Below are 16,684 nucleotides of genomic sequence, written 5' to 3'. Positions count from 1 at the left end.
CACCCATAAGGTTTCGTCGGCAGCGTCAGATGTGTATAAGAGACAGACCCTTATGTGGGTAAGCTGACCTACTTCCGCGTCTATTCTGGCCGCGCCGATGCTGGTAGCTATGTCTACAACGTCAACAAGGGCGGTCGTGAGCGCTTGGGTCGTATTCTTGAGATGAATGCAAACGATCGTGTTGACCGCGAAGAGTGCTCCGCTGGCGACATTGTTGCGTGCGTTGGTTTCAAAAACACCACGACAGGCGACACTCTTTGTGATGAGAAGCACCCCATCGTGCTTGAGTCCATCGAGTTTGCAAAGCCCGTTATCGACGTTGCCGTTGAGCCCAAGAGCAAAGCCGAGCAAGAGAAGATGGGCGTTGGCCTGCAAAAGCTGGCTGAGGAAGACCCGACCTTCCAGGTGCATACCGACCATGAGACTGGTCAGACCATCATTGCTGGTATGGGTGAGCTGCATCTCGAGATTATCGTTGACCGTCTCCGCCGCGAGTTTAAGGTTGACTGCAACGTGGGTAAGCCCCAAGTTGCCTACCGTGAGACCGCTGGTCACGAGGTCAAGCATGTTCAGGGTAAGTTTGTTCGCCAGTCTGGTGGACGTGGTCAGTACGGTGATGCCATCATCGACATGGAGCCCAATGAGGAGGGCAAAGGCTACGAGTTCATCGACGCAACTGTTGGCGGCTCTATCCCCAAGGAATACATTCCCTCTGTTGACAAGGGTATCCGGGAAGCTCTGGAGAGCGGCGTAATCGCTGGCTATCCCGTTCAGGATATCAAGGTTACCCTCGTTGATGGCTCCTACCATGAGGTTGACTCCTCTGAGGCAGCCTTCAAGATTGCCGGCTCTATGGCTATTAAGAAGGCCTTGCAGCAGTCCGACCCCGTTTTGCTTGAGCCCGTTGAGCGTGTTGATGTCGAGACCCCCGAGCAGTACATGGGTGATGTCATGGGCAATCTCTCTTCTCGCCGTGGCAAGATTGAAGGTATGGAAGATCGCAGCAACGTCAAGGTCATTCGCGCCAAGGTGCCTCTAGGTGAGATGTTTGGCTATGCTACCGACCTGCGCTCTCAGACTCAGGGTCGTGCAAGCTATACCATGCAGTTTGATAGTTACGAGCCTGTCCCCAAGAGCACAAAGGACGAAATCATCGCCAAGAACGGCGGCACCGCTTCTTAAAGTCAACGACCGAGCATAAAGCTCACCGATGGAGGTACCAAAAGTGTCAAGCCAGAAGATTAGGATCCGCCTCAAGGGCTACGATCACGAGGTCGTCGACCAGTCCGCCAAGCTTATTGTCGAGACCGCTCAGAAGACCGGCGCAAAGGTTGCAGGCCCTATTCCCCTGCCCACCGAGCGCAATCTCTACACTGTCATTCGTTCACCACATAAGGACAAGGATAGCCGCGAGCAGTTTGAGATGCTTACCCACAAGCGTCTGATTGATATCGTGGATCCTGGCGCATCTACCGTTGATTCACTTATGCGCCTCGACCTTCCCGCAGGTGTCGATATCGAGATCAAGCTCTAAGTAGAACAGAGCTTGGGTCTTACAAGAAGGCTTTAGTCCTACCAAGTAGAGTTTAACCCCGTCTCTTTTTGAGGCGGGGTTTTTGTGTTGAACGCTTTACAGAAGCGAATTTGTATGCGGGATTTTGGGTGCTAAACGCTTTACAGAAGCGATTGCCATTCGCATGGCGTCTTGACAGGTGCATTTGACTCCCTAGAATGTATATACAAGGATATACATTCTAGGGAGTTGTAGGCATGCCAAGAGTCAGACTCACAAAATGGGGGAATAGCCAAGGAGTGCGTATACCTCGTGAACTATGCAATACGCTTGGAGCAAAGATCGGTGATGCATTGCTTATAGAGTACGACTCATCGAAATCTGCCATAGTTTTACGTTGTGAGAACCTGCCTAAAAAGTACGCACGCAGTCGCGTCATGGATCTATGTGAATTCACCGAAGGGTGGAAGGGTAAGAAAATCGGCGAAGAGTGGGCTGCCAACGATGTAGGTAATGAGGTCATTGCATGAGCTTCTTCGAACAAGGGGACCTCATTGAGCTCAACTTCGATCCGACACTCGGCCACGACCCCCAGAAGAGACGTCCAGCGCTGGTTGTCTCTGATGGGTACTTTAACAACGTGTTATCAAGCCTTACGGTGGTATGCCCCATTAGCTCCACGCCTAGTATGCATCCACTTCACATTCCCATTGCAGAAGGTAATGTAGCGACGGGCTGGGTTTGTCTTGAGGCTTTACGCGCTGTTGATTTACACAAAAGATTGGCGAAGAAACTTGGCGGATCGCTTGACGAAAAAACGATGTCGCACGTACTTGATGGCATTGGCGCAATCTTCAACATTTAAATGTAAGAAAAACCACCGCAGTCCCAACGCACCATGTGGCAAGTTCTCTATGAACCATTCAAATGCATAGCGCTAAATAACAAGTTCTTAGCTTCACAGAGGCAGTACCAGCACGCGGGATGGACGAGGAGGCTCGAGGGGGCCGGCATCGTGCAGAGCATGTCCCGCAAGGGCAACTGCATTGACAACGGCGCGACCGAGCAGGTCTTCGGGCATCTCAAGGACGAGTTCTTCAGGGGCGGGAAGTGTCCCGACTTCGAGTCGTTCAAGATGGATCTCGATGCGTACGTCATCCTTTGGAACACGAGGCGCAGGCAGGTTAAACTGAAGGGACTGACTCCGGAGGAATTTCGAAACCAGTCCCTTGCAGCGTAGTTCTTATTTAGGTCGTCCAAGTTTTGGGGTGCAGTTCAAAAAGAGACGGGCTTTTTCTTACTTTCTGTTTGGTGAACTAATCATCAATGCGTATGTGTGAGCAGCGTGAGAAAAAACCACCCGCTAGGCGGGTGGTCAGGATGTCTTAGTTACAAGTGAAAGAGCGTGTGTCTACACAGCTAATTCAGTGTTAGTGACCTCGCGATTATAAGTTAAGGCAAGAAGCAGTAGCAGCGCTATTCCTGCAACAATAGCGATATACCGTACCACCACAGGAACACTGGGCAATGCGATGTATGCAGCGGGTATTACGCAAATTAAGGCGTAGATGTACGGTAGTACCACGGCGGCTATTATGCGATGCCAACCATTTTCGTCTTTGAGCACTTCCCATACTACAAAGGAAAAGTAGACACAAATTAAACGCTGTAATAGCTCGCTAATCTGTAGGAGTGATACAGGTCCGTTCCACGAGATAAGCGTAAGCGTCCTATAGATGAGTGAAGTGCCGCCAAACTCGTTTGTGGCAAGCGCATAGCAATGAATTGCTAAAGCAATTGCAAATGGAGCAAAAAGTTTAGGCCAACGCATAATAACACCTCCCTGTAGGATAGATTTAAAAAGTTTATATATCTCTACCAATTGCTTTGTACGGTAAATTCGCTTCCCGATGCAGTAGTGACATCAAGTTGAGATATGACAGACATATGCAGGTTACTGTGCATTTATACAGTAGCTCTGAGACGCTCGTTGGCCTCATAGAGAATATAGAAGGGAACAATCATGAGAGGGACCTTCCACTCAGATTGAATAGATGTGTACAGAATAGATCATTCTGTGGAAAAAAGAAGAGAATTATGAAAGCTTAAGAGAGGGCTCATTCATACCTAGAGTGAGACTGCTTTGATTTTCGTATAGATGTGGCGTCACAATCCGAGAAATTGAACAGCCATTGGCGGGATACCTACTTCGGAAAAGGTGTATTCACTCGTAGTATTAAGTATACAAAGAAAACGACTGATTGGAGCACTATTAAGACGGCTCTAAGTAAACGTGGAGAAGTGGTATGGCTTGCATGGCAGATTATAGTGCTGCACTATATCGTGCTTTTGCATAGCGCTTGTGAGGGGGAGCCATGTACGATGTCGCTATCATTGGCTGCGGTGTTATTGGTGCCGCATGCGCCTATGAGTTGTCGCACTACAACCAAAGCGTTGTAATTTTGGAAGCAAAAAACGACGTCGCAGCAGGCACAACAAAAGCTAATAGCGCTATTCTTCATGCAGGCTATGATCCTGCCTCTGACACCTGGATGGGCAAGCTAAATGTGCGCGGCGTCAGGCTTGCGCGTGATATCTGCAAGCGACTTGACGTTGGTTATGAGCAATGCGGCAGTCTTGTTGTTGCATTTAATGAAGCAGATCTCTCCACCCTTGAGACGCTCTACCAGCGCGGTTGTACCAATGGCGTGCCAGATATTGAACTCGTGGATGCCGCACGTGCACATGAGCTAGAACCTGAGCTATCTGATGCTGTTGTCGGGGCTCTTTGGGCACCTTCCGCTGCCATTGTCAATCCGTGGGAGTTTGCGCTTGCCATGGCAGAAGTTGCCGTGCGCAATGGTGTTGAACTGCGCCTTCGCGCTCAGGTAACCGCCGTCAAACGTACATCGGCGGATACGTTTGAGCTGAGTGTGCCCCAAGGTGTTATCAGCGCGCGCAGTGTGATTAACGCCGCTGGTGTTGCAGCTGGTCAGGTCCACGACCTTATTGCTGCTCCTCGCTTTCGCATTACGCCAACGCGTGGCCAGTACCACCTGCTTGATCATAGCTCAGCAGGCATTGTCCGTCATGTTGTGTTCCAATGTCCTAATGAGCGCGGCAAAGGTGTGCTGGTAGCACCTACCGTACACGGTAATGTAATTGTTGGCCCTGATGCTGAAGTTCTGCCTGATGACCAAGCAGACAACACCGCTTGTACGGCAGCAGGTCAGGACTTTGTTGCGCAGCAGGCTTTGCTTTCCATTCCAAAACTCAATCTTCGAGATAATATTCGCAACTTTGCAGGCATTCGTGCCAATGTTGATTCTGGCGACTTCATCATTGGGGAAGCTCCTGATGTTCCTGGTTGGTTTGACCTTGCAGGCATGAAAAGTCCTGGTCTCAGCTGTGCGCCTGCGGTGGCCGAAGTTGCAAGTGACTGGCTTGTTCATCGCGATATTCGCGGAGCAAGAAAGCAAGACTATCAGGATGGCCGTGCTCACATTCGTTTTGCTCAACAGAGCTCTGACGAGCGCGCGCGACTCGTTGCTCAAGACTCTGCGTATGGTCGTATTATTTGCCGCTGCGAAACGGTAACCGAGGCAGAAATCATCCATGCGCTTCACGAAGAAATCCCAGCTACCACGATTGACGGTGTCAAACGTCGTGCTGGTACGGGCATGGGTCGTTGTCAGGGAGGCTTCTGTGGACCACGCATCCTTGAACTCATCTGCCGAGAGCTGGGCATGAGTCCCTTGGAGGTCCTACAGGATGAGGACGGCTCGTATGTTTTGGACTCCTTGGCAAAGGGAGGGGAGTGAGAGCTATGCAGGCACTATCAAGTACACAGCACCACACTCCCTATGAACTCATCGTTGTGGGCGGCGGGCCTGCTGGTCTTGCGGCTGCACATGCTGCCTGGCAAGCAGGACTGCGCCGCGTGCTTATTGTCGAGCGGGATCGCGAGTTGGGCGGCATTCTCAATCAATGTATTCATAACGGCTTTGGTCTCCATCGTTTTGGTGACCAGCTGACTGGTCCTGAATATGCTGAGCGGTACGAAGATATGGTGGCCACAACAGGTGTTGAAGTTGTGCTCGACACCATGGTTCTTTCAGTGGAGCCTGCGTCCACGACCGCTACGGACACAAAAGAAAAGCCCCTCCATCATGTTCATCTGATCTCTCAGGCTGAGGGCTACCGCGTCCTTACTACTCAGACAATTGTCCTGGCGATGGGTTGTCGTGAGCGTACTCGTGGCGCCATCGGTATTCCTGGTACGCGTCCTGCAGGCGTGTATACTGCAGGAGCTGCCCAGCGCTATATCAATATGGAAGGCTATCTAGTTGGCAAGCGCGCCATCATTTTGGGGTCAGGAGATATTGGTCTTATTATGGCGCGTCGCATGACGCTCGAAGGCGCAGAGGTCGCAGCGGTCGTCGAGCTGATGCCTTATTCAGGTGGTCTGTCCCGCAATATTGTGCAGTGCTTGGACGATTTTGGTATTCCACTGCTGCTTGCACATACCATCGTGGATATTCGTGGCCACAACCGTGTTGAACAAGTGGTGGTCGCGAAGGTTGGTCCCGACAACAAACCCATAGCAGGTACCGAGCAGACCTTCGATGTAGATACAGTTTTGCTGTCCGTCGGTCTGCTTCCTGAAAATGAGCTTACGCGCCAGGCGAATATTCCACTCGATCCGCGCACACGTGGCGCTGTCGTCTTTGAGGACATGCAAACCCAGGTGCCAGGTATTTTTGCCTGTGGAAACGTCGTACAGGTGCATGATCTTGTTGACTTTGTCAGTCAAGAATCAGAGCTTGCTGGTGCTGGTGCGGCAGCTTATGTACAGAGTCGGGCGGATAGTACCGAGAACATGTCTGTGGTCGAACTGACGCCAGGTGAAGGCATCTCATATGTTTTGCCGCAGCGTATCCGTGTGAGGGAAGGACAGACGACAAGCGTATCTTTTCGCGTACGCAAGCCAATGGGTCGCAGTCAAATATGTCTGTCTGCAGGCGATAGTGAAATTAAAACCTTCCGTCGTCAGCGTATGGCTCCTGGTGAGATGGAACACGTTAAACTTCGCGCTGCTGACCTTGCTGCGTATGCTGGCGTTACGCTTCGACTTGCGGCTCAAGAAATGGGGGAGTAGTTATGACAGAAGTCATTTGTACCTGTTGTCCCCAGGGTTGCCATCTGCAGGTAGACGAGCAAAACGGCTATGCCGTTACAGGCAATGGTTGCAAGCGCGGAGCAGTTTATGGTCCTCAGGAGCTGCAGCATCCCGTACGCATTGTGACTACAACCGTAGCGATTGCTGGCGCTGCTCATCCCACCTTGCCCGTCAAAACTGCTGCTGAAGTTCCCAAAGAGCGCATGGCAGATATTGTTGCTGCTCTGCGCAATCTGCGCGTGACTTCACCGGTTCGCATGGGCGATGTGGTGCTTGCCAATGTTTGTGACACGGGGGTTGATGTTGTTGCTACGCGGTCGTTGTAGTGCTAGAGAAATATCATGGATACGACATGTTTATTTCCTTTACTGGGTGCTGCATTTGAACCAGGGCATTGCGAGGAAATCGTTGAGCAATATTTGCTTGAAGGACATCACGAATGTCATTGTATTGCAGAGTCAGAACTTAATTTTTTACGCGGCTTTGAGAAGCCGACAAAGCTAGAGCTTCAAATGCTTACACAATCCTCTGACCCATCAGTAAGGCTTTGTGCCCAATATTTTCATGCTTTTTCTTTACTTTTTGACAACAAAATAGCAGAGTCACATACTGTCTTTCTCGATATTGAGCGTGGTGCTGCGCAGTATAAGGCAAATGGCAGCTACGATGTTTCCACGTATTTTGGCAAAATGTATGCATTTGTGGCGCAGTCTGCACAAATTACTACACACCTTGATTTACTAGGAGCTCGTAGTTTTCAACCGCTTCGTGCACTATGTAGCTTGCCAATACCACTTCAGATGTATTCAGGCTATTGTGCGGCTTACGCAGCGCATGTCGAACAGCGCTATGAATATGTATTAGGTATTATAGACTCGTTTCTTGCTTTGGCGGAACAAAAATATCCTATTGCTGAGGCATACTTACATATGCTTGCTGCGATTGAGTACATTTGCTTACATAAAGTAGATGATGCTCGTCGTGAATTTGAACGCACAGTTGAGCTGATACTACCTGATAGATTAATTTCGATTCCGTCGATATATCATCGTATGTTATCTGGTCTGGTAGAGGTATGTATGCGTGATACATACCCTGATGAATATCACCAAATAGTTGATGCATCTTCACGTTATTACACCGTAAGAAAAAAACTCATGAAAATGTATATGGTAAACGTGCCTGAATTTGGACTTAGTTCCGTTGAGTGGTCTATTGCCACACTAGCATCACGCGGCTGGAAGAATGCAGACATTGCATCTTATATGGGTGTTTCATTAGGTACAGTCAAACGTGTTTTATCAATTGTATTCAATAAATTAAGCGTAACAAAGCGCAGTCAACTTAAGGCAATGTTAAGTAGTCAGTAGTAATTTCATATTTTGATAAAAATTAAAAAATTATAGAAGAAAATATAGCCATTTTTTTAATAAAACGGCCATACTTTTTTCATTGCTTTAAAGTATTTCATGTAATAAGGAGATTTGTGTAAGTGTGTTGTGGTAAGCTTGTGCGAAAAAAAGAGGCTGTATATTGAATTTTCAGGCGGTGCTCGAAGTGAAAAAGACCAGAATCGTACAAATCGTGGGTGCCCTTTCCCTTATCTTTGCTTGCTTGGTTATCGGGTCGCTACACTCTGCAGATACATTAGCTTGGGCCAAACAAGATGATACTAAGGTAACCCTAAGCGCACTGCTGGATGATGGTATAAGTATTGCCATAGAGGGATCGAGAGATATATTGCCTGAGGGCACTACCGTTAAGGCACGTAATCTTGATGGACAAGAATCGCTTACAGCGATTGCAAATAGCATCGGTACCAACGAGATAGATATAAGTAGTCTCAAAATAATTGAAGTATCATTACTTGAGGCTCAGGGACAAGAAATTCAGCCTAGCAGTCCTGTTACCCTTACTTTCTCCCAAATGGGATTAAAAAATGATGCTGCATTTGTTTGGCGTGTAAGCAAAAATAGCGATGGTAGTTATAAGACTGAAAAAATCCCCACTAAAGAAGCGAATGCAAATAAGCTTATTGTCGAGACTGGTCAACTTTCAACCTTTGCGATAGCGTCTAAGTTTGATGCCAACACTTCCGCGCGGAAGGGGGGGGGGAGTATCAGTGATGATACGGCTTCCCTTTCACAGAACAATACTTCAAATGAGGATGCCATAGGGGAAAACCCTGATCATCTTGCTGCGCCAGAGAAAGCAGCTCAGGTTGCTATCGAGGAGAATATTTTACCGGAAACCGATTTTGGAAATCCTCTTGCGATTATACCTAGAATGTTCTCTCGCTATAAATCTGCTCTAGCAAGAGAAGGGACAACTTCGAGTGGCCCAGTAATTGGTGTAGATCATCCAGAAAATCCTGGCGATGTCATGCTCTTCAAATCAGCTGAGCCAGTTGCTGGGATGGTTAATACTTGGGACGTAACCCTTCGTATTGAAGGTAAAGACGATTCTAAGACAAGTGATATTGTTTTGGTTATTGACCGATCTGGCAGTATGCAAGACGGCGGTCGCATGTCGAGTGCAAAGGAAGCTGCTCGCGATTTTGTTAATACTTTGCTTCCTAGTGCATATACGCGTATCGCTGTTGTATCTTATGCGTCTAGCGTTTCAGTTGATCAGAGGCTTACGAATAATGCCGCTAGCCTTACATCTGCCATTAATAGCCTGTATCCTGGTGGTGGTACTTTTACGCAGGCAGGTATTAAGCAAGCAGAAGAGCTGTTAGATAATTCTTCCGCAGACTATAAGCATATCGTGCTGCTTTCTGACGGTGTGCCGACATTTAGCTACAGAATTGATAGGCCTCAAAACTATCTGCAGCGAGTTGGTGATCACTATGAGACAAGTACTGCAGTTCCTGAAAATGCGTTTCTTTACCCAAATAGGGTGGGAGACGGCACTAGTATGTATACCCCTATGTGGGGCGCGACTATGTGGGGCCTGAATTATTACAATCATGGCAATAGCACTATTGCAGAAGCAGGTTTTGCTAAGGATGATGGCTATGTTATGTGGACTATTGCATTGGAAGCCGGTGCAACAGGTAATAACATCCTTAGAGATATAGCATCGCCCGATAAGGCGTATGCCGCAACCCCTGATCAATTACAGGAGATATTCCAAGCGATTGCAGGAAAGATAAATAGCGCCGTTAAAGACGCTTCGGTCTCTGATCCGATGGGTACAGGCTTTGTTATTCCCATTGGAAGCGTAAGTGATATTCAAGCGTCGCAAGGAGAAGCAACCTACGATGCTGCAACGAGAAAGATTAGCTGGAATATTGGAACGTTGACTAGGCCTATCGCTACCGGGTCAGATATCAGGTATGCCGAGATACATTATCGAGTAGAGATTGATGACGGCATACTTAATGCCCAAGGTGAGGATGGAAATTATTCGACTAATGGTAATGCAACAGTGAAATATACTGATGCGACAGGCAATGAACAGGAGAAACCATTCCCTGTTCCGAAGGTGGATCCCACTCTATTAATCGTTGAAAAGCATCTTTACGATAAGAATGGCGATGAAGTTACAAACAATGATGACCAAGTATTTGCCGTTCGCATAACTAGTGATCGAGGATATGACAAAACTTATCAGCTCAAGGCTGGAGAGCGTAAGGTTATGACCAATATTCGCCTTGAAGATACTTATACAGTAGAGGAAGTGGGATACCCAGCAGGTAAGAGTGCAGCTGATTATCTAACTGAATTCAATATATATAATACTGCAACTAATACTTTTCAGATTCGTCAGAGTGCTCCTGATTCACCGGTTTCCATTACCAATCGTGAGATTCCTACGCTCACACTCAAAAAACAAGTGACAGGAACGCTTGGAGATAAGACGAAAAAGTTTAACTTCCATCTGTCTATCACACGAGACTCTACTACTATCCTTGACGCTGCGCAGATTAGCCTTGCAGATGGCGAGTCTAAAAGCATCAAAGAAGTACTGCCGGCTGGCGTAGTTTTGCAGCCCAACGATAATATAGTTATCACGGAAACTTCGGGAGATGGTTACAATACCACCTACGCTATTGATAACGGATCTATACAGGATGGCACGGGCACAACAGCCACATTTTCCCTTCTGGGTGATACAACAGTATCATTTAAAAACGAAAAAATGGATGTACCTCTGACGGGCTTAACAAGCCTAACTGGCAATTCAGTTTTGCCACAGGTCATCGCATTTGGAGGAGCAATCTCGATATTATCCGTTGTTATTACGCGTCATCGCGGTCTGAAACGGGAGGAGTGATGCCCCAGCGTATTGCAGCTCATGACCCCACTAGTCAGCTCATCACAGATATGGTTAAACAAGAAAAAAGTAATCCATCTTTAGTTGTTGAATTGATTTTACTGGCTCTTAAGTTGGCATTTGTTGTGGGTTTTGTTGCCATGGTGCTTCTATTTTTCTTTGGTATCGTGCAGGCTCCTGATGAAAGTATGGCTCCAGCACTACGTGAAGGCGATTTAGTTGTGTTTTATCGCCTGCAGAAAGACTATAGAGCAGGAGATGTAGTGGTGGTACATGATGGGCAGCAAACAGAGCTGCGACGGGTTATTGCGGTAGCGGGTGATGTGGTGGATTTTTCGGAAGATGGCTTGGTGATTAACGGCTATCGTCAGAGTGAAAAAAGGATCTACTTCGAAACCTTGCCATTTTCAAAAGGTATTAGCTACCCAGTGACGGTAGATAAAGGACAGGTCTTTTTGATGGGTGACAATCGTCCTGAGTCAAAAGATAGCAGGCTATACGGTCTGGTCGAGATTGACTCGGGTACTGAAGGCGAGGTAATGACGGTCATTCGAAGAAGAAATTTTTGAGGACCGCTTACATAGATGGGTAGGACGCGCGATATCGCGCTATATGGAAAGGAAAAAAATGAAGAAACAGAGAAAGATTGTAGGTATCGCGCTTGCTGCCTTACTTGCTTTGTCGCTTACCCCTGTGAGCGCTCATGCAGTTACTGCTATTCCTAATGTCGAAAAAACACTTAATTCTAATCCTGGCACCACAGTAACCGCCACATTTAAGTTTGAAGCTACGCCAGTTGCATTGAGTACTGGCAACGGTAATGAACAGACATATATGGATGGTCCCGATGTCACCATTAATGACATCACACTTACTAACGCTACAAATACCGAAAATAATAATGGCTCTACCAGTATTGTTTTTAGTAAAAATGGCATGACTGGCGAAGCTGCCTTTCCTCATGCAGGTATATATGCTTGGACGATTAAAGAGACGCCAAATACTTATAACGGTATAGGCACGGTTGATTATGACTCTCAGGTATATACGCTCATTGTTTCAATAGGCAATGGTAACAATGGCCTAACATATGAGTCTGTAGTGGTCGTGAAAGGTGAAGCAACAAGCGTAACGAATGACAATAAGGAAAGTGGTGGCGCAATTCCTTTTGTGAATAAATACACCAAGAAGACCGATGATGATACTGCTAAGAATGTAGACCTAAAAATTGATAAGAAGGTTGAAGGCAATCAGGGCGATAAGACCAAGATGTTTGACTTCACCATCACATTTACCGCACCTGATGTTCTGCCTAACGGGAAAGATGCTGCTACCGTACTCAATGACATTACCACAGCAGTTGCCAATGGTGCCGAGGTGACCCCCCAGGCAGCAAGTGGTACCACGCGTACCTTTACCTTTAAGGCACACGATGCTTCTGATGTGACCTTCCAGGGCATACTTGAGGGCACCACCTACACTATTTCTGAAACTGCAGTAGATGGTTATAACCAGTCATATAGCGCGGTTGCGAATGGTCAGAATTCTACAGAACAAGCTAATTTGCTTATTGGTGAAAATGAAAATAAAGGTTCGATGACCAATACATACAACGACGTGACTCCTACTGGTCTTGTGCTCAACAATCTTCCCTTCATTTTGATGGGCGGCATGGCAATTGCTGGCGTAGTGCTCTACGGTGCTGCAAAGAGGAAGCTTGAGCAGTAAATGAATCAACAGCTACCCCGTCGGCTGGCGCGCGGTGTCATTCGACTTACAAGTTGGTTGGTCGATGGGGTAGTACTCTCTGTTTTGATGCTGGTACTTTGTTTTACAGCATATGCAGTACTAGACAACAACCGAGTGGTAACACAGGCAGATAGCGAGCAATACGAGTCATATCGTCCCAAAACAAACGATGATCCAAGTTTTGATGAGTTGGTTACCGCAAATCCGGATGTGTTGGGGTGGTTGACCTTATATGGGACAGGCATTGATTATCCTCTTGTTCAAGGTACAAACAATAGCGAGTATCTTAATGTCAATCCTATGGGAAAGTTTGCCCTATCAGGCTCCCTTTTCTTGGACTTTCGCTGTAAACGGGATTTCTCTGCACCAAGCACAATTATCTTTGGGCACCACATGGAAAACTCTCTTATGTTTGGGGACCTAGATAAGTATGGAGGCGCTACATACTTTAACAAATATCGCTTTGGAAACATCTATTTTGGCGGCAAAAATCATGGTGTAGAAGTATGCGCCTATTTGCTTGTGGATGCTTACGACAAGGTGGTTTATAGCACTACGGTAGGAGTTTCTCCAGCTACAGAAGAGTTTCTTGCCTATCTCAAGAAAGCAGCCAAATACTGGACTGAGGGAGCGCTAAGTAGTGATGATCACATACTTGTGTTGTCTACCTGCGGATCGGGTACTAATGATCGTCATGTTGTTATCGCAAAGATTGTGGACAGAACGTTTGATAATTCTTACATCGAAAAAAGCGTAGAGCGTAGTTTGAGCGGAACAGTTGGTAAAGGACTTGCCCTCTGGGCAAAAATTGGCTTGGGACTTTTGGTATTTCTGCTACTTGCGTGGGTCGTAGGCGCTCCCACACGTAAGCGAGACAAAAAGATCCGTCAGACAAGAGAGGATGAACTGTCATGAAAATCAGAGTAAAGAAAAAAACGTTAAGCTCTGTTTTTACTATGCAGCTATTTGTCCTATGCCTGACGATGTTGGCGATATTTTCCCCCGCGACAAAGGCATATGCCGATGGTTCAATTGAGGCGTTAACAATACGTCAAAGTGTTACGACAAAAGGAAACGTGCCTAAAGATTTGGACCTAGCTTTCAGCTATGAGTTGATTGCGGAGGAGAATGCGCCGTTACCTATCAATTGTCCAGGCTCCTCTTGCGTCTTTGAACTGTCTGGCAATCAAAGCAAAACATTTACCTTGACAGTAGATGACACACAGACTGGCTCTGACATCCTAATCTTTCCAAAGACAGGGGTATATAGCTACCAGATGCGTTGTACAACTGAGCCTTTTGAGGGCAAGGGCATTTTGAGTGTCGATAATGGTGTATATCGTATTCGTGTTGCTATCGAAAATGATGGAGATGCAGGCCTACGAGTAGGCTGGGTCGAGATTAAAGACGAAAAAGGGGAGAAACCCGAAAGTATTGTCTATACCCATTCCTACGAAGGCGTAGAGCAGCCTAAAAAACCTAGTAAACGCCTTAGCATCTTTGGCATAAAGCTACCTCAGACAGGCGATGCTGTATGGGGGCTTATTCAAATGAGTGCTACAATTTGCGCTGTTGGCGTGGTGCTCATCGTAATTGGTGTTGTAGACCGTCGTCGCAGACGTGATCAAAAATAGAGTTTTTTATACTCAAAAATTTAGCTTACAGTAGTTAGGCTCTACCGTTCGCATGGGAGCTACGATCGAGTGTATGGCGTATTTTCTATAATGGAAATACGCCATACATATTTGACTACGCACCTATCACGAGGGGACTGTCATGTCTGATTTGCGCTACGTTATTGCTCTTGATCAGGGAACAACCTCTAGTAGGAGTATTGTTTTTGACCAAAACCAGCAGGTAGTTGGTATGGCGCAGCGTGAGTTCACGCAGTTTTTTCCTGAAGAAGGCTGGGTTGAGCATGACCCACGTGAAATCTGGGCAAGTCAGATTGGCACGATGAACGAAGCCGTTGCGGTGTCGGGTATTGACCCCTCCTGTATTGCTGCAGTTGGTATCACCAATCAGCGTGAGACAACCGTTATTTGGGATCGCGCGACTGGAGAACCCATCTATGACGCTATTGTCTGGCAGTGTCGTCGCACGGCGGGGATTGTTGATGAATTAGTGCGCCAACCAGGCATGAAAGAGCATATTCGTGCCACAACAGGTCTGCTTCCTGACGCCTATTTTTCTGCAACCAAAATCCGCTGGATTTTAGACCATGTTTCTGGTGCTCAGGCGCGCGCCGAGCGTGGTGAGCTTGCCTTTGGCACTATTGATTCTTGGCTCGTGTGGAAACTTACGGGCGGCTCGGTACACGTAAGCGATGTGAGTAATGCAAGCCGTACGATGCTTTATGACATCCACCGCCTTGACTGGGACGATGCAATTTTGCGTGCTCTTGATATTCCGCGCGCGCTACTGCCCGAGGTACGTTCCAACAGTGAAATTTACGGTTACACCGATTTTATGGGTCAGCGCATTCCCGTTGCAGGTATGGCTGGCGACCAGCAGGCGGCGCTCTTTGGTCAAGCTTGTTTTGATGTAGGTGATGCAAAATGCACCTATGGTACCGGCTGTTTTTTGTTGATGAATACAGGTGGCAAGGTCATAACCAGCGAAAATGGTCTGCTTTCTACTATTGCCTGCCAGATTGATGGCAAGACAAGCTATGCGCTTGAAGGATCGGTATTTGTGGGTGGGTCGTTGATCCAATGGCTGCGCGATGGCCTTGGCCTTATTCGCCATAGCTCCGATACAGGCAAACGTGCTGCAAACGTGCCTGACACGGGCGGCGTATATTTGGTGCCAGCCTTCACTGGTCTTGGGGCGCCATGGTGGGATATGTATGCGCGCGGCACAATAGTTGGCATTACGCGTGGTACAACCGCCGACCATATCATTCGTGCAGCTGATGAGGCTATTGCGTATCAGGTTGCTGACTTAGTGCATGCGATGGAGGCTGACACAGGCTCGCCGCTGACCGCACTCCGTGTTGATGGAGGGGCTACTCGTGATGCATTTCTCATGCAGTTCCAGTCTGATATTTTGGGCAAGCAGGCCCTGCGTCCACGCATCCTTGAGACAACGGCACTGGGTGCTGCTTGTTTAGCGGGGCTTGCCACAGGCGTGTGGGATGGTCTTGATGACATCAAGCAACGATGGAGCCTGGGCCATCGCTTTGATCCGGCGATGGATGCAGCACACGTGCAATGGCTGGTCGATGGCTGGCATCGTGCAGTTGAGCGCAGCCGCGGATGGATTCAGCCTGCATAGAGGCCTTGAGTTATAAACTCGGCCTCGTTGCTTCGCATGCTTGCCACATCAAAGCGCCGCGGCACACAACTAAAGCTATTCGGTTACTACTGCTGTACCCGAGACGGTTACCATGAGCATAGTGCCGCCCTCACCGAGAGCTTCATAGTCATAGCGCACGCCAACAACAGCAGTGGCACCCATTGCAAGGGCGCGCTCGCTCAGCTCGGCAAGAGCGGTTTCACGTGCTTCAATGAGTTCTTCTTCATAACCTGCAACGCGGCCTCCAATAAGATTGCGGATGCCTGCAGCAAAATCGCGTGCAAAATTGATGCCTGCAATGACCTCCCCAAAAACAAGACCTTTATACTCCTTGATAGGGTGTCCTTCAATGCTGGGCGTTGTGGTGATAATCATGGCAGTTCCCTTCTGACGCTTAGCTTAATAAATTGTATTTTATGGATGTAGCTTTCGTAGTTCTTACGCTTAGCTTAATAAATTGTTTTTTACGGATTTAGCTTTCGTAGCGAAGTGATGGGGCCTCCTCAGAAGATGGTTCGAGTTTCGAAGTCAGCAAGCATAAAACCGCAGGTCACATTTTCCGCTGGCTCGAGAGACGAACCATCTGTGTAAAACGATGGGGCCTCCTCAGAAGATGGTTCGAGTTTCGAAGTCGGCAAGCATAAAACGGGGGTGCGCCCCAAATA

16 protein-coding genes and 1 pseudogene are annotated in these 16,684 nt (G+C 47.7%); 15 read left to right on the top strand and 2 right to left on the bottom strand.

Translation table 11 applies throughout. The annotated features are described in order from the left end of the window. Positions 1-42: 42 nt before the first annotated feature. From Q0X25_RS04085 to Q0X25_RS04065, 5 genes and pseudogenes are all read left to right on the top strand, one after another. A pseudogene (locus Q0X25_RS04085) lies at positions 43-1,182 on the top strand (elongation factor G); the annotation flags it as partial. A 43-nt stretch (positions 1,183-1,225) separates the two neighbouring features. After that, entirely contained in the window at positions 1,226-1,534 is a 309-nt protein-coding gene (rpsJ, locus tag Q0X25_RS04080; protein WP_021734654.1) for a 30S ribosomal protein S10, read from the top strand. A gap of 236 nt (positions 1,535-1,770) precedes the next feature. Further along, complete coding sequence (locus Q0X25_RS04075; RefSeq protein ID WP_298579197.1) at positions 1,771-2,043, top strand: AbrB/MazE/SpoVT family DNA-binding domain-containing protein; 273 nt, start codon at positions 1,771-1,773, stop codon at positions 2,041-2,043. Beyond that, the gene (locus Q0X25_RS04070) at positions 2,040-2,378 is read left to right on the top strand and encodes a type II toxin-antitoxin system PemK/MazF family toxin (RefSeq protein WP_298579196.1); all 339 of its coding nucleotides are present in this window, start codon (positions 2,040-2,042) and stop codon (positions 2,376-2,378) included. Before Q0X25_RS04075 ends, Q0X25_RS04070 begins: the two co-directional genes overlap by 4 nt. Positions 2,379-2,528: 150 nt before the next feature. Next, positions 2,529-2,753, top strand: a complete 225-nt coding sequence (locus Q0X25_RS04065; protein WP_298579195.1) for an IS3 family transposase — start codon at positions 2,529-2,531, stop codon at positions 2,751-2,753. Positions 2,754-2,924: 171 nt separating this feature from the next. On the opposite strand, the gene Q0X25_RS04060 is transcribed toward Q0X25_RS04065, so the two are convergent. Continuing rightward, positions 2,925-3,344 (bottom strand): hypothetical protein, encoded by a 420-nt coding sequence (locus Q0X25_RS04060; RefSeq protein ID WP_298579194.1) that lies wholly within the window; start codon positions 3,342-3,344, stop codon positions 2,925-2,927. Between the two features lie 544 nt (positions 3,345-3,888). Here Q0X25_RS04060 and Q0X25_RS04055 point away from each other — a divergent pair. The 10 genes from Q0X25_RS04055 (at position 3,889) to glpK (ending at position 15,998) form a co-directional block, all read left to right on the top strand. Then, positions 3,889-5,334: an NAD(P)/FAD-dependent oxidoreductase gene (locus Q0X25_RS04055; RefSeq protein ID WP_298579193.1), complete on the top strand. Its 1,446-nt coding sequence runs from the start codon at positions 3,889-3,891 to the stop codon at positions 5,332-5,334. A 5-nt stretch (positions 5,335-5,339) separates the two neighbouring features. Further along, positions 5,340-6,671: an NAD(P)/FAD-dependent oxidoreductase gene (locus tag Q0X25_RS04050; protein ID WP_298579192.1), complete on the top strand. Its 1,332-nt coding sequence runs from the start codon at positions 5,340-5,342 to the stop codon at positions 6,669-6,671. A gap of 2 nt (positions 6,672-6,673) precedes the next feature. Beyond that, complete coding sequence (locus Q0X25_RS04045) at positions 6,674-7,018, top strand: DUF1667 domain-containing protein (RefSeq protein ID WP_298579190.1); 345 nt, start codon at positions 6,674-6,676, stop codon at positions 7,016-7,018. A 15-nt stretch (positions 7,019-7,033) separates the two neighbouring features. Further along, the gene (locus tag Q0X25_RS04040; RefSeq protein ID WP_298579189.1) at positions 7,034-8,062 is read left to right on the top strand and encodes a helix-turn-helix transcriptional regulator; all 1,029 of its coding nucleotides are present in this window, start codon (positions 7,034-7,036) and stop codon (positions 8,060-8,062) included. A 163-nt stretch (positions 8,063-8,225) separates the two neighbouring features. Next, positions 8,226-10,973: a VWA domain-containing protein gene (locus Q0X25_RS04035; RefSeq protein ID WP_298579188.1), complete on the top strand. Its 2,748-nt coding sequence runs from the start codon at positions 8,226-8,228 to the stop codon at positions 10,971-10,973. Then, positions 10,973-11,542, top strand: a complete 570-nt coding sequence (lepB, locus tag Q0X25_RS04030; protein WP_298579187.1) for a signal peptidase I — start codon at positions 10,973-10,975, stop codon at positions 11,540-11,542. Before Q0X25_RS04035 ends, lepB begins: the two co-directional genes overlap by 1 nt. A 58-nt stretch (positions 11,543-11,600) precedes the next feature. Continuing rightward, the gene (locus tag Q0X25_RS04025) at positions 11,601-12,701 is read left to right on the top strand and encodes a hypothetical protein (protein WP_298579186.1); all 1,101 of its coding nucleotides are present in this window, start codon (positions 11,601-11,603) and stop codon (positions 12,699-12,701) included. Beyond that, the gene (locus Q0X25_RS04020; protein ID WP_298579185.1) at positions 12,702-13,637 is read left to right on the top strand and encodes a class B sortase; all 936 of its coding nucleotides are present in this window, start codon (positions 12,702-12,704) and stop codon (positions 13,635-13,637) included. A gap of 161 nt (positions 13,638-13,798) precedes the next feature. Then, positions 13,799-14,356: a hypothetical protein gene (locus tag Q0X25_RS04015; RefSeq protein ID WP_298579183.1), complete on the top strand. Its 558-nt coding sequence runs from the start codon at positions 13,799-13,801 to the stop codon at positions 14,354-14,356. Between the two features lie 142 nt (positions 14,357-14,498). Then, on the top strand, positions 14,499-15,998 hold the full coding sequence (glpK, locus tag Q0X25_RS04010; RefSeq protein WP_298579182.1) for a glycerol kinase GlpK: 1,500 nt from the start codon (positions 14,499-14,501) through the stop codon (positions 15,996-15,998). Between the two features lie 75 nt (positions 15,999-16,073). Here the strand turns inward: glpK and Q0X25_RS04005 are convergent, their stop codons facing one another. Then, positions 16,074-16,394, bottom strand: a complete 321-nt coding sequence (locus Q0X25_RS04005) for a heavy metal-binding domain-containing protein (protein WP_298579181.1) — start codon at positions 16,392-16,394, stop codon at positions 16,074-16,076. Between the last annotated feature and the right edge of the window lie 290 nt (positions 16,395-16,684).

It is taken from the genome of uncultured Olegusella sp., assembly GCF_947253395.1.
GTDB lineage: Bacteria > Actinomycetota > Coriobacteriia > Coriobacteriales > Atopobiaceae > Olegusella.
Note: the sequence above shows the minus strand (reverse complement) of the source record. Positions and strands in the feature narration are given on the sequence as shown.